Consider the following 12,748-nt stretch of genomic DNA (forward strand, 5'->3'; position numbering starts at 1 on the left):
TCAGTGCAGGTTCGGCTGGGCGCCGACCCCTTTCTCATCAATCAAGTGTCCGGTGGCGAAACGGTCCAGCCGGTAGGCGGCGGCGACGGGGTGCGGCTCGTCGCGGGCGATCAGGTGGGCGAAGCACCAGCCGGCGGCCGGCGTCGCCTTGAACCCGCCATAGCACCAGCCGGTGTTGAGGTAGAGACCGGGGATGGGGGCCCGGTCGATGATCGGGCTGCCGTCCATCGACATGTCCACCACGCCGCCCCAGCTCCGCAGGACGCGGAGGCGTCCAATCGAGGGCATCAAGGCCATGCCGCCCTCGCAGACGTCCTCGACCGTCGGCAGGTTGCCGCGCTGGGCGTAGGAGTTGTAGCCGTCGATGTCGCCGCCGAACACCAGTCCTCCCTTGTCCGACTGGCTGATGTAGAAGTGCCCGGCGCCAAAGGTTACGACGCCGGGTACCAGCGGCTTGATCCCCTCGGAGACGAAGGCTTGCAGCACGTGTGATTCGATCGGCAGTCGCAAGCTCGCCAGCGCCGCGACGCGGGACGAGCTACCGGCGACGGAGAGCCCGACCTTGCCCGCCCGGATGGCGCCGCGCGTGGTCTCGACGCCGGTGATCTTGCCACCCTCCTGGCCACCCTCCCGGAGGAAGCCGGTGACCTCGGCGTTTTGGATGATGTCGACGCCCTGCTGGTCCGCCGCCCTGGCGTAGCCCCAGACCACGCCGTCGTGGCGGGCGGTGCCGCCGCGCCGTTGCAGCAGGCCGCCCTGGATCGGGAAGCGGGCGTTGTCGAAATCGGCCAGCGGTAGCAGGGCCCTGACTTGGTCGAGGTCGAGCAGTTCGGCGTCGACGCCGTGCAGGCGCATGGCGTTGCCGCGTCGGGCATAGGCGTCGCGCTGGGCATCGGAGTGGTACAGGTTCAGCACGCCGCGTTGGCTGACCATGGTGTTGTAGTTCAGCTCCCGCTCCATCCCCTCCCACAGCTTCATGGACCATTCGTAGAAGGGGATGTTGCCCGGCAGCCCATAGTTGGAGCGGATGATGGTGGTGTTGCGCCCGGCGTTGCCCGATCCGATCCAGCCCCGCTCGACCACCGCCACGTTCCGGATGCCGTGTTCCTTGGCGAGGTAGTGGGCGGTCGCCAGCCCGTGCCCTCCCCCGCCGACGATGACCACGTCATAGGCTGGCTTGGGTTCGGCGTCGCGCCACGCCGGCCGCCATAGCGTCTGGCCCGCGATGGCGTTGGCGATCACGGAGAGGATCGAATACCGCATGGTCCCGTTCGGAGTTGGAGGCTCAGCAGTCGAGCGTGTTGTCGATTTCCCATTGCGTCAGGTGGCGGGAATAGGAGTTCCATTCCGTCTCCTTAAGCCTCAGGAAGCTTGAGATCAACCTGTCGCCCAGCGCGCCGCGCAGCACCTCGGAGCGCTCCAGTCCGCGCAGCGCGTCCAGCAGGTTGAGCGGCAGCTTGCGCGCGTCGGTGACGGTGTGGCCGTCGGTGTACATGTTGATGTCGAGCCGTTTGCCCGGATCGAGCCGGTTGGCGATGCCATCCAGGCCGGCGGCGAGCACGGCCGCCGGCAGCAGGTAGGGGTTGGCGGCGCCATCGGGCAGCCGGAACTCGAACCGGTCGCCACCGGGGATGCGGATCATGTGGGTCCGGTTGTTGCCGGAATAGGTCACCGTGTTGGGCGACCAGGTTGCGCCGGAGACAGTGACCGGCGCGTTGATCCGCTTATACGAATTGACCGTCGGATTGGTGATCGCGCACAACGCCGTCGCCTCGTTCAGCACGCCGGCGATGAACTGGTAGCCCAGCCGTGACAGGCCCAGCTCGCCCTCTGCGTCGCTGAACAGGTTCTGGCCGTCCCGCCACAGCGACAGGTGGACATGGCAGCCGCTGCCGGTCAGCTGGGGAAACGGCTTGGGCATGAAGGTGGCGCGGAAGCCATGCTTCTCGGCGATGGCGCGGGTCATGTATTTGAAGAAGGCGTGGCGGTCGGCGGTGACGAGGGCATCGTCATACTCCCAGTTCATCTCGAACTGGCCGGTCGCGTCCTCATGATCGCTCTGATACGGGTTCCAGCCCAGTGACGACATGGCCTCGGAGATTTCCGCGATGACGTCGAACCGCCGCATCAGCGCCTGCTGGTCGTAGCACGGCTTGGTCGCGGTGTCGGCGCTGTCGGACACGGTCTTGCCGTCCAGCGTGGTCAGGAAGAACTCGCACTCGACCCCGGTCCGCAGCTGGTACCCCTGCCCCGCCGCCGCGGCCATCACGCGCTTCAGGGTGTTGCGCGGCCCCTGCTCGACCGGCTCCCCGTCCATCCACAGGTCGGCGGCGAGCCAGCCGACCTCCGGCTTCCAAGGCAGCTGGATCAGGCTGTCGGGATCGGGCATCGCCAGCAGGTCGCTGTCGGCCGGTGACATGTCGAGCCAGGTGGCGAAGCCGGCGAACCCCGCCCCGCCCTTGACCATGCCGCCGATGGCGGCCGCTGGCACCAGCTTGGCCCGCTGCGCCCCGAACAGGTCCGTGTAGGACACCAGGAAGAACTTGATACCGCGCTCCTTGGCGGCCTCCGTGAGATCGATCGACATGAGGTTCCCCGTATCTGATGACGCCTGAACATTCGGCTTTCGGTGGCCCGCTCTGGTGGCGCTTTTCTTATCGTTGTCGTCTCGTCGTCCCCCGGTGCCGGGTCCCGTCTCAGAAGGGACCGCGTCCCGGTATCCAGTCCGTGCCGGCCAGCGGCACGCCCGCCATGGCGGCGGCCTCGATGCTCAAGGCCACCAGATCCTCCGGCTCCAAATTGTGGACGTGGCTCTTGCCGCAGGCCCGCGCGATGGTCTGGGCCTCCAGCGCCATCACCGACAGGTAGTTGGCCAGCCGGCGCCCTGCCCTCTCCGGGTCCAGGCGGGCAGCCAGTTCCGGCCGCTGCGTCGTGATGCCGGCGGGATCGTTGCCCTCGTGCCAGTCGTCGTAGGCGCCGGGGACGGTGCCCAACTCCGCGTAATCATCGGCGTAGGCCGGATCGTTGTCGCCCAACGCCACCAGCGCCGCCGTGCCGATCGCGACGGCGTCGGCGCCCAGGGCCAGGCATTTGGCGACGTCGGCGCCGTTGCGGATGCCGCCGGAGATGATCAGCTGGACCTTGCGGTGCATGCCGAGGTCCTGGAGCGCCTTGACCGCCGGGCGGATCGCCGCCAGCGTCGGGATGCCGACATTCTCGATGAAGACTTCCTGGGTCGCCGCCGTGCCACCCTGCATGCCGTCGAGCACCACCACGTCGGCACCCGCCTTGACCGCCAGGGCGATGTCGTAATACGGGCGGGCGGCGCCGACCTTGACGTAGATCGGCTTTTCCCAGTCGGTGATCTCGCGCAGCTCCAGGATCTTGATCTCCAGGTCGTCCGGTCCCGTCCAGTCCGGATGGCGGCAGGCGGAACGCTGGTCGATGCCTTCCGGCAGCGTCCGCATGGCGGCGACCCGGGGCGAGATCTTCTGGCCGAGCAGCATGCCGCCGCCGCCCGGCTTGGCCCCCTGCCCTATCACGATCTCGATCGCGTCGGCTTTGCGTAGATCGTCGGGGTTCATGCCGTAGCGCGACGGCAGGTACTGGTAGACCAGCTTGGTCGAGTGGCCGCGCTCCTCCGCCGTCATGCCGCCGTCGCCGGTGGTGGTCGACGTGCCCATGGCGGAGGCGCCGCGCCCCAGGGCCTCCTTGGCCTGCGCCGACAGCGACCCGAAGCTCATCCCCGCGATGGTGATCGGGATCTTGAGGTCGATCGGCTTGCTGGCGAAGCGCGAACCCAGCACGACATCGGTGCCGCACCGCTCGCGATAGCCTTCCAGCGGGTAGCGGCTGACCGAGGCGCCCAGAAACAGCAGGTCGTCGAAATGTGGCACCTTGCGCTTGGCGCCGCCGCCCCGGATGTCATAGATGCCGGTCGCGGCCGCGCGCCGGATTTCCGACAGGGTGTAATCGTCGAAGGTCGCCGACTTGCGGGGGACCGTATGGGGACTGGGGCGCGGGATCCGATCTTGGGTCATGACTGGCCGATCGCGTCAGTAAACGTTGTCGATGTGGAAGTTGTAGAGCTGGCGGGCGGAGCCGTAGCGGCGGAACTCCGCGACATCGACGGTCCCGGCGAGACCGGCGGCCTCCAGGCGGGCGCCCAGTTCCGCGCGGTGTTCGTCGCGCATCTCCTTCTCGACGCAGTCGGCCCCGAGGCTCGCCACGGAACCGCGCACGAACAGGCGCGCCTCGTAGAGGCTGTCGCCCAGCGCCTCGCCAGCGTCGCCCAGCACGGTCAGCGTCCCCGCCTGCCCCATGAAGGCCGACATGTGGCCGATCGAGCCTTTGACCACGATATCGATGCCCTTCATCGAGATGCCGCATCGGGCGGAGGCGTTGCCGTCGATCACCAGCATGCCGCCATGGGCGGTTGCACCCGCCGCCTGGCTGGCGTCGCCCCGGACATGGACGAGACCCGACATCATGTTCTCCGCGACGCCGACACCGGCGTTGCCGTTGACGATGACGGTCGCGAGCTTGTTCATGCCGGCACAGTAGTATCCTACATGACCATCTATTTCAACTTTAACGGGTGCATCCAGGCCTGCGGCCAAGGCGTGTCCGCCCCTTGGGTTCAGCACGCGCCAGTATCGCTGGTTGGTATCGGGAGCCAGCCGATGCAGCGCCTGATTCAGCTGGCGGAGCGTGGTGGACGCGAGATCTATCGTCAAATCCTGCGCTGTCACGCGGCGCGCTCCCATGAATAGACGGTGGCTGGTTCCGGTTCCCAGACACGGGCACGGGCGATCCCGGGCAGATCGGCCAGGGCGCGGTACTCGGATCCGAACGCGACATAATCGTCGGTTTCAGCCATGACGGCGGGTTTGCACGAGATCGGGTCGCGCAGGACCGCGAAACCGGACTCGGTACCGACCACGAAGGTGTAGAAGCCGTCGAGCGTGTCGAGCGACGATGTCAGGGCCCGCTTCAGGCTGTCGCCCTGCCGCAGCCGCCACGTCAGATAACCGGCGGCGACCTCGCTGTCATTGTCGGTGCCAAACGCGACGCCGTCGCGGCGCAAGGTCCGGCGCAGGCTGTTGTGGTTGGACAGTGACCCGTTATGGACCAGGCATTGGTCGCGTCCGGTCGAGAACGGATGGGCGCCCGCCGTCGTGATGGCGGACTCGGTCGCCATCCGGGTGTGGCCGACGCCGTGGGTGCCAGCCATGCTGGACAAGTCGAAACGGCGGGCGACATCCGCCGGCTGGCCGACCTCCTTGTAGATCTCCATCCGTGCGCCGGTGCCGACGACGGTGACCAGGGGGTAGCCCTGGCCGAGCGCGTCGCGCAGAGCGGTTTCCCGCTCGGCCGGAACCTCGAGGATGGCGTGGCTCGACCGGATCGTGACGCCGACCTTGGTTCCGACCTGCCCTTCCAGGGTGGCCGCGATGGCTTGGAAATCGGCGCCGCCAGGGGCGTGCAGCGACAGCTTGACCCTGTCGGAACGACCGTCGCCGTAAACCGCGAAGCCGGCGCTGTCCGGACCGCGGTCGCTCATGACCTCGAGCATCGTCGCCAGCAGGGCGCCGAGTTCAGGCTCGAGTTTCGGGGATTTGATGAATAGTCCGACGATGCCGCACATGCGGGGCTCCCGGCTCGAATGATTCGTGCGGATCATGTAAACCGGGCTAAAACCACCTGTCAACTAACAAGAACAAGATTTTCGTATCAGGAAAATCTTCGATAAGGCTCAATCGATGTCGCTGGGAAAGATGATAATCGACAGGTAAGTGGCCGGCAGGGAGGTCAGACCTTCCGGTCCATGGGCCGCTCCGCTATCGAACAGCAGCGAATCCCCCGGACTGAGCCTGAAACTGCGGTCGCCATGCCGGTAGACGATCTCACCCGACAGCATGTGGATGAACTCGACGCCGGCGTGGCGGAAAGCCGTGTAAGGTGTCGCATCCTCCTTCAGCGTGATCAGGTAGGGCTCAACCCCGACCTTGCCGCCCAGCGTGTGACCGAGAAGCTCGTACTTGTGGCCCACCTTGGTGCCGCGGCGTTCGATCATGACGCCCTGCCCCGCCCGGACGTAGGAACAGCCGCTCTTTTCCTCGAACGAGGCGAACAGTGCCGAGATCGGCACGTTGAGCGCCGCCGCGATCGATTGGAGAGTGCCAAGCGATGGGGAGATCTGGCCGTTCTCGATCTTGGACAGCATGCCCTTGGAGATCGCGGCGCTGGCCGCGAGTTCCGACGCGGTGAGGTCGAATTGCCGCCTCATCGACCGGATTTGCGAGCCGAGCGCCTGCTCCAGCGTGCGGACGGGAGCGTCCGGAGCGCTGGAGCCGGTCGTCAATCCGTCGGCGGCGTCGCCGCCCTGTTCGGTGGTCTCGTCGGTCATTGAAAGTCACCGCCTTCCCGATCGGGGTCCTTGCTCGTCGTCACCGGCGCCAAGCCTATCGCCATCTCCCTCCAGCAGGCGAATGCTGTTCTCGACCTTGATCAAGGCTTGACGCAGGCGCTCCCGTCGCGCCTCGAGGCGACGGAGATCCAGGTTGTCCTGGCACGGCTTCGATGCTCTGAGCGAACGCTTGAAATCGATGATGTTCTCGCACCCGATATCGGGACGTACGATGCCGGATTGCCGGGCCCGTTTCATCTCCTCGACCGTCAGGGTCGTCAACTGATAGGCCACCGAGTAGGAGGGGGGGATTTCCTCCTCGACCAGCTTGCGTTCCTCGACCGCCTTCGCGATGGCTATCATCGGCGGCCCTCCTTGAGCGACAACTTCTTGGCATCCCGGAACGCCACCGTACCACGCTTGACCCGGTTCATGACGAAGGCGGCCTCCTTGCCATAATGCTTCATGACGCCCATCCAGGGTATGGACGAGCGCCGGGCGTCGAAAGACATGCCGGTGGGCAGGAGCATGAAATCGGCCAAACCGATCGGTTGGATGACGGCGTCCCGGTGGGCCTGGACCGCGTTCGGTGTGTCGATCACCACCAGATCGCACCCGGTGAGCTTTTCGATCTCGTCGGGTGCGTCGTTGATGTCGATGGCGTGATAGTCGAGTTTGGCCAGACCCTCATGATTGGCTCCCTCCCTCAGGGTTACATCAAAAAAGAGGCGTTGAACAGGGATTGGACGGGCAGGAGGGCGACCAGTCTCACGACCCCGTTTACCTGGTAAACGACATCCGACAATGTCACCGCTCCGAACCGATGCTGAAGTGGGATCGTGAAGAGTGACGGTCATCAACGTCACTTTTCATTAATCGCAACCCTGCTTCCAGATATACCTCCAAATAATTTTAGTTGAATTGAATTGACTTTTGCGGATTTATTTCTTTAGCGTACGTGCCGGGTTCTTCCGTAGTCCATGCCTTTCAGAAGCTGGATTAAGCCATGATCGGAGAACCTGACGGATGGCATTTTCCGGGAGGAAACGGTGCGAGACGATATCGGACTTTTCTGCCCGCCATCCCTCGGAACGACCGATATCCGTGTCGAGGTCGTCGATGTGGACGAATTCGCGCAAGCCGGAGACGCGTGGCGCGACTTGGTTTCCCGCACGGCGGTGCCGAACGTCTTCATGGAGCCGGCGGTGGTACTGGCTCTGGATCGCTCCACCGGCATCGATATTCGGGTTCTCATGGCTTGGCATGTCACCGCCGGTGATATGGGCGGTGACAAACCGCCGCGTCTTCTGGGCGTCTGGGTCGTCACGGTGGGGCGTTCCCCATCTGGTCTTCCGATCCGCATCCTCAAATCGCCAATCAGCAAGTATGCCTATTTCGGCGCGCCTGTCGTTGATACCGAGTATGCCAGTGCGGTCTTCACCGCCCTGTTCGACAGGATCGCCCTCGATCCGAAGCTGCCAAAGCTCTTGTTGGCGGGCGACATGATGGATGAGGGACCATTGGCCGACGCGCTGCGGGGCGCGCTAGCCGCCCGTGGTTCCCGGGCGGTGGTCATCGAGCGCCGGAAGAGGGCCAAGCTGCAATCGGATCTCACCGGATCAAGCTACCTCGGTCGGTCACTTTCGGGGAACCGGCGCAGAAGGTACCAGCAATTGCGGAAGCGTCTGGCTTTGATGGGCGCGGTCACGACGACAAGTCATCGCTCCTCCAATGAGGTTCGCTCCGCGTTCGAGGACTTCCTGCTCCTCGAAGCGTCGGGCTGGAAGGGAAAACGTCGCAGCGCGATCCTCAACGATGCGAAATCGACCGCTTTCGCGCGCGCCATGATCGCGGATCTCGCGGAGGCTGATCTGGTCGCCATTCATGCCTTGCGCCTTGACGGACGCGCCATCGCCATGAGCGTGGAGTTGCGATCCGGCGCGGCCTGCTTCGCTTGGCGGATATCCTTCGACGAGAGCTTGCGCCAGTTCGCTCCGGGGATTCTCCTGCTCCACGAAGTTACCGTCGCTCTTCTCGATGATCGCTCGATCGTCGTCACCGACTCCTGTAATCATCGGGATGTCGGTTTTGTGGCGGACTGCTGGGCGGAACGGTTGAGCATAGTCGATCTCCTGATCGACACCAGGCCCGCGAGAGCGGCGATGATCGAGACCGTCGGAGGCGCCGAGCGGCTGCGTCGGCGTGCGAGGGAAAACGCGAAGTCCCTCTATAAGGCGGCCAAGCGATGGGGCGCGTCAGTGTACAAGGGGCACGCGCGAGGGAGTTGATGATCGCGGTGGGCAAGGGCGGCTTGCCTCCCCGGCTTTCCGGAGCCCCGCCGGATGGCGGAGAAGGCGCCGCGGCGGTGATCCGGGAGGCCTACATCCAGGGCGTCTCGACCCGTTCGGTCGATGATCTGGTCAAGGCCATGGGCATGTCCGGCATCTCCAAGAGCCAGGTCAGCCGGCTGTGCGAAGCGCGGCCCCGCGACCAAGGACGAGCGGGTCAACGCCTTCCTGACGCGTCCCATCGAAGGACCGCGCGGCCGTTAAAGCGTTGAGCGACAGCGAAGCTGTCGTAGCCGTGGCCCTATCTCTCGACCGACGCGACCCACATCAAGGTCCGCCAGAACAGGCTCATCGGCTCGGCCGCCGTGACCATCGCGGTGGCAGTGAACACCGATGGCCGGCGCGAGGTGCTGGGCATGGACATCGGCTGTTCCGAGGCGGAGACCTTCTGGCTCGACTTCCCGCGCAAGCTCAAGCGCCGGGGCCTTTCGGGTGTCAATCCCCGGATCAAGTCCAGGGACGTGATCTCCGATGCCCACGAGGGCATCAAGGCCGCCGTGTCGAAGGTCTTCCGGGCCCCATGGCGGAGATGTCGCGTCCAATTGGCTTCGCCGCGCCTATGTCGTCATGCGCGACATCCTCCCCCACGCCGGCAACGGTGGGCGCCGGGTCGTGGCCGCCTTGGTCGGAACCGCCTCCGCCCAGGATGACGAAGCCGCCGCCCTAGCCCAGTGGCGCCAGGTACCGCCCCTTCGGGACATCGCCTAAAGGCCCGCCGACCAGATCCGTCCGAAGCCGCCCAAGCTGGCGGCCCTGCTGGACGAGGCCGAAACGGATGTCCTAGCCTGCATGACATGAAAGAATCGGCCATCACCCGCCTCGTCGGCGCGGTCCTCCTCGAACAAAACGATGAATGGGTCGCCCAAAGAGCGCGTCACATGAAACTGGAAACGATCGCGCCACGGGAGAATCATCCGTTTCGCTCAGAACTCCAGCCATGCTCCGCGATGCTTGAGGTTCTCCCGCTCCGTCGATCGTCTGCCGCATCACCCGACCTCCAACTTCACAATCGACCCGGCGGTTCTTTTCAGCCGGTCGAGATAGGCGGCGGAATCGAGCAATTGGTACGGGAAGTAGAGACCGGGCGGGGTTGGCCGATCGCCGTCGAGCCCAAGGAGCCGTTCGAGTAGCATGGCGACGCCGAGCCCCGTCAGCGGTGCGGCCCCTTCCGAATGGATCACGGCATGACGGGTACGAAGCGGTCGTCCCTCTTGATCTGTCCCCGTAAGCTCGACAATGATCTCCGTCGACATGGGCTCGCCGCGGCGTCTGGTGGAACTGACCCCGCCACCAATATTGAACTGGACGTTCGGCGCGCCGGTCGCCGTCGCCAGACCGACGACATCGATGGACGAGAAACCGGAAGCCTTCACCTCGGTACCATCGACGGCGCGGAAGTTTGCTTTGGCATCGTCGCCGGCGCGCCAGATATAGCTTCCGTCGCGTCGAGTGAGCGCGGCGGGCATCATCCTGGCCAGATGCTCGAAGTCGGCGGCGACCGTGGGACCGCCGGTGTCCCGCTCGTCGACCAGCGCGCCGATGACGATGTCATCGATCCGGCCAAATGCCTTGGCGAACTCGAGCGTTGGGACCGTCGTGGCACCCACGAGCCATTCGTAGCCGAGGACGACCGGCGCGGCGTCCGGCTTGTGCATGTAGGCCGCGACTTCGGGGGCGATCTCAAAGACGCCCGACGAGATGCTCAGGTGCGGCACGCCACGCTTTTGAGCGAAACGAAGCCCGGCGACCGCATGGTCCATGTAGAAGACGGCAACGGCGCTGACCGGGCGCTCACCGAGACCAAGGTCGTCGGCGGTGGGGTCGAGCTCCACTCCCTCCGCCCCGCCTATCTCGGCCGCGGCTTTCCGGGCCTTGGCGAGATCGCGACCGCCGATCAGAAGCGGCGCGTCAGGGTGGGCGGCGCGCAACGACCGTGCGGTCTGACGCCCAATCGCGCCGGAGCCGCCCATGAGCAGTATGGAATCTGGTTGCATTGCCAAGTCTCCTCGAAGAACTTACTATCAGTAGCCAAGGTAGACTTGTTACCTTTGGTAGGTTTTTGCAAGGGGTGAGATGGAGTGGCTAGAAGCGTGCAAGACACGGGGCGGCCGACCCCGCGCAGGCTTTCCGCGGCGGAGCGGCGGCGTCAGCTGCTGGATACCGCCCTTTTGATCGTCCGCGAGGAGGGTGCGGATCGGCTGACCTTGGGTCATCTCGCCGCGCGCGCGGGTGTTTCGAAGCCGGTGGCCTACGATCACTTCGGCACGCGCTCGGGACTGCTTATCGAGCTTTATCGGTGGATTGACATCGAGCGGGTCAATGCTTTTCGCGAAGCAATGGCCACAAGCCAGCTGACCCTTGACGAAACAGCCAAAAGGCTCGCGGCCGCCTATATCGACTGTGCCGCCGACATGACGGACGAGTTTCACGCGGTCGGCGCCGCGATGGCTGGAAGCGAGGAGAAGGCCGCGGTCTTTCAGGAACTGCTCGATAACAGCGTCGCTATGTTCGTATCCGTCTTGAAGCCGCATAGCACCTTGTCGCCGCCCGAACTGTATCGATATTGCGTCGGCCTTGTTGGCGCGGGCGAAGCGCTCTCGGCCACCTTGGTGCGCGGGATGTGCAGCGCGGCGGAGGCTGCCGAGGCCTTCGCCTCACTGATCGAGGGAGCATTGCGCGCGGCTTGACATCTTAAAGATGTATACAGCCCTCTTTAACGTCCCCGCGGGGGTTTCGTGAGGTCTCGCGTGACGTTGATGCGCTGGCTGGCAAGCAGGGGTCCTTAGCTTGAAGCGATTCTCACGTAAAGGTAGATCTTTCCCATGCCAGTCCTCTGTATCCAAGCAATTGGCGAACAACGAAAGCCGCACATGCCGTCGGAAGATCGTAAGTCACCTTCCCAAGTTTCAGGGCTCTTTCCGCTCAAAAAGCATTTCATCCAGCGCGGATCCGCACGACACGACCATATGCGAACAGATACGAATTCGAAGATGGGCCGGCTGAACCGGCCCCAGCATGTGGAAAAGCCGAATGTCCAAGGCTCTCAGGATATTCCAGGGGAAGTTCGGGCGGGTGGCGCTCCTGGACATGGATGCGGTGCTGATCAACCACGCGCACCCGCACTGCCACGTCCTGATCAAGGCGTCCGGAGCCGACACCTTCTTCGCGGTCCGGGATCAACTCTGTCCCCTGCGTGACGATACCGCCGTGCTGATCAACGCCTGGGAACCGCATTCCTACGCGCACCAGCCGGGCGCGCCGCCGAGCATCATCCTGGCGCTCTACATCGAGCCGCGCTGGCTTGCCGACATGCAGAAGGAGTTCACGGCAAGCGCCAGGCCAGGGTTCTTTCCCCATTCGTCCGGCGAGCTGAGTCCCCCTATCCGAAGGCTGGCGGACCGGATGGCCGATGAGTTGCTCTTCAACGACGACGCCGGCCCGTCCCACGAGGAACTTCTGTTCAACCTGATGATCGCGGTGATCGAACGCTTCTCGGAATGGCGCTCGCTGATCGCCACCCAGCGCACCGCCCGCCTTCCAGCCAGCGATTACCGCATCCGCAAGGCGGTCGCCCATATGCGCGGGAGCCTGGGCCGCGAAAGCCTGGACCCCGAGGGTTCGGGCCGGGAGTTCAACGTCGACGAGGTGGCGCGATCCGCGGGCCTGTCGCGGGCGCACCTGTTCCGGCTTTTCCAAAGCACACTGGGCATCACCCCAGCGCTCTACTTCAATGTGCTCAGGATGGAGGCCGCCTTTGGCGACTTGGCCGACGCGGAGCACTCCATAGCCGATATCTCCGGTCGGCTCGGGTTCGCGGCACCCAGCCACTTCACCCGGTTCTTCCGCCACAACCAGGGTGTCACGCCGACGGAATACCGGCGCGTGGTCAACCTGATCGCCGAGGCGGGACCGGTTCCCGGGACCCGGAATGACGCAAAATGAGACCGTAGGGTAATTCCCGAGACTGTCCGATAACAGCCCATCGAGCCTC

13 protein-coding genes and 1 pseudogene are annotated in these 12,748 nt (G+C 64.8%); 5 read left to right on the plus strand and 9 right to left on the minus strand.

Features of this window, described 5'->3' with window-relative positions; all coding sequences use genetic code 11:
* The 8 genes from N825_RS10500 to N825_RS38815 form a co-directional block, all read right to left on the minus strand.
* The gene (locus tag N825_RS10500) at positions 1–1,263 is read right to left on the minus strand and encodes a sarcosine oxidase subunit beta family protein (protein ID WP_037450760.1); all 1,263 of its coding nucleotides are present in this window, start codon (positions 1,261–1,263) and stop codon (positions 1–3) included.
* Between the two features lie 22 nt (positions 1,264–1,285).
* On the minus strand, positions 1,286–2,587 hold the full coding sequence (gene glnT / locus N825_RS10505) for a type III glutamate--ammonia ligase (protein WP_037450762.1): 1,302 nt from the start codon (positions 2,585–2,587) through the stop codon (positions 1,286–1,288).
* A gap of 109 nt (positions 2,588–2,696) precedes the next feature.
* Positions 2,697–4,040, minus strand: a complete 1,344-nt coding sequence (locus tag N825_RS10510; protein ID WP_037450764.1) for an FMN-binding glutamate synthase family protein — start codon at positions 4,038–4,040, stop codon at positions 2,697–2,699.
* 15 nt (positions 4,041–4,055) lie between these two features.
* Positions 4,056–4,550, minus strand: a complete 495-nt coding sequence (locus N825_RS10515; RefSeq protein WP_342666020.1) for a protein glxC — start codon at positions 4,548–4,550, stop codon at positions 4,056–4,058.
* Positions 4,551–4,747: 197 nt separating this feature from the next.
* The gene (locus N825_RS10520) at positions 4,748–5,647 is read right to left on the minus strand and encodes a class II glutamine amidotransferase (protein ID WP_037450770.1); all 900 of its coding nucleotides are present in this window, start codon (positions 5,645–5,647) and stop codon (positions 4,748–4,750) included.
* Between the two features lie 108 nt (positions 5,648–5,755).
* A complete protein-coding gene (locus N825_RS10525; protein ID WP_037450774.1) occupies positions 5,756–6,409 on the minus strand; it encodes a helix-turn-helix domain-containing protein in 654 nt (217 codons plus the stop codon).
* Between the two features lie 6 nt (positions 6,410–6,415).
* Positions 6,416–6,772, minus strand: coding sequence for a hypothetical protein (locus N825_RS10530; RefSeq protein WP_051511936.1), 357 nt, complete (start codon positions 6,770–6,772; stop codon positions 6,416–6,418).
* The gene (locus tag N825_RS38815; protein ID WP_157619098.1) at positions 6,769–7,266 is read right to left on the minus strand and encodes a P-loop NTPase family protein; all 498 of its coding nucleotides are present in this window, start codon (positions 7,264–7,266) and stop codon (positions 6,769–6,771) included. Before N825_RS38815 ends, N825_RS10530 begins: the two co-directional genes overlap by 4 nt.
* Positions 7,267–7,458: 192 nt before the next feature.
* Here N825_RS38815 and N825_RS10540 point away from each other — a divergent pair, with 192 nt between their 5' ends.
* The 3 genes and pseudogenes from N825_RS10540 (at position 7,459) to N825_RS41005 (ending at position 9,465) form a co-directional block, all read left to right on the plus strand.
* Positions 7,459–8,697, plus strand: coding sequence for a GNAT family N-acetyltransferase (locus tag N825_RS10540; RefSeq protein WP_051511940.1), 1,239 nt, complete (start codon positions 7,459–7,461; stop codon positions 8,695–8,697).
* A pseudogene (locus tag N825_RS41000) lies at positions 8,697–9,248 on the plus strand (transposase); the annotation flags it as partial. The gene N825_RS10540 and the pseudogene N825_RS41000, both read left to right, overlap by 1 nt.
* Before the next feature lie 76 nt (positions 9,249–9,324).
* Complete coding sequence (locus tag N825_RS41005; RefSeq protein ID WP_425423725.1) at positions 9,325–9,465, plus strand: hypothetical protein; 141 nt, start codon at positions 9,325–9,327, stop codon at positions 9,463–9,465.
* A 278-nt stretch (positions 9,466–9,743) separates the two neighbouring features.
* Here N825_RS41005 and N825_RS10550 read toward each other — a convergent pair whose 3' ends face one another.
* Positions 9,744–10,751 (minus strand): saccharopine dehydrogenase, encoded by a 1,008-nt coding sequence (locus N825_RS10550; protein WP_037450777.1) that lies wholly within the window; start codon positions 10,749–10,751, stop codon positions 9,744–9,746.
* 96 nt (positions 10,752–10,847) lie between these two features.
* On the opposite strand from N825_RS10550, the gene N825_RS10555 reads away from it, so the two are divergent.
* Together N825_RS10555 and N825_RS10560 are read left to right on the plus strand one after the other, a co-directional pair.
* A complete protein-coding gene (locus N825_RS10555; protein ID WP_198038267.1) occupies positions 10,848–11,444 on the plus strand; it encodes a TetR/AcrR family transcriptional regulator in 597 nt (198 codons plus the stop codon).
* A 343-nt stretch (positions 11,445–11,787) separates the two neighbouring features.
* Positions 11,788–12,699, plus strand: a complete 912-nt coding sequence (locus tag N825_RS10560) for a helix-turn-helix transcriptional regulator (protein WP_037451065.1) — start codon at positions 11,788–11,790, stop codon at positions 12,697–12,699.
* Positions 12,700–12,748 lie beyond the last annotated feature (49 nt).

The sequence above is a fragment of the Skermanella stibiiresistens SB22 genome (genome assembly GCF_000576635.1).
GTDB lineage: Bacteria > Pseudomonadota > Alphaproteobacteria > Azospirillales > Azospirillaceae > Skermanella > Skermanella stibiiresistens.

What these genes read in the sequence shown, in the direction of transcription:
- glnT (WP_037450762.1), bottom strand. Translation starts at nt 2,587, where the DNA reads ATGTCGATCGATCTCACGGAGGCCGCCAAGGAGCGCGGTATCAAGTTC.
- N825_RS10530 (WP_051511936.1), bottom strand. Translation starts at nt 6,772, where the DNA reads ATGATAGCCATCGCGAAGGCGGTCGAGGAACGCAAGCTGGTCGAGGAG.
- N825_RS10550 (WP_037450777.1), bottom strand. Translation starts at nt 10,751, where the DNA reads ATGCAACCAGATTCCATACTGCTCATGGGCGGCTCCGGCGCGATTGGG.
- N825_RS41005 (WP_425423725.1), top strand. Translation starts at nt 9,325, where the DNA reads ATGCGCGACATCCTCCCCCACGCCGGCAACGGTGGGCGCCGGGTCGTG.
- N825_RS10500 (WP_037450760.1), bottom strand. Translation starts at nt 1,263, where the DNA reads ATGCGGTATTCGATCCTCTCCGTGATCGCCAACGCCATCGCGGGCCAG.
- N825_RS10515 (WP_342666020.1), bottom strand. Translation starts at nt 4,550, where the DNA reads ATGAACAAGCTCGCGACCGTCATCGTCAACGGCAACGCCGGTGTCGGC.
- N825_RS10525 (WP_037450774.1), bottom strand. Translation starts at nt 6,409, where the DNA reads ATGACCGACGAGACCACCGAACAGGGCGGCGACGCCGCCGACGGATTG.
- N825_RS10560 (WP_037451065.1), top strand. Translation starts at nt 11,788, where the DNA reads ATGTCCAAGGCTCTCAGGATATTCCAGGGGAAGTTCGGGCGGGTGGCG.
- N825_RS10520 (WP_037450770.1), bottom strand. Translation starts at nt 5,647, where the DNA reads ATGTGCGGCATCGTCGGACTATTCATCAAATCCCCGAAACTCGAGCCT.
- N825_RS10510 (WP_037450764.1), bottom strand. Translation starts at nt 4,040, where the DNA reads ATGACCCAAGATCGGATCCCGCGCCCCAGTCCCCATACGGTCCCCCGC.
- N825_RS38815 (WP_157619098.1), bottom strand. Translation starts at nt 7,266, where the DNA reads ATGACCGTCACTCTTCACGATCCCACTTCAGCATCGGTTCGGAGCGGT.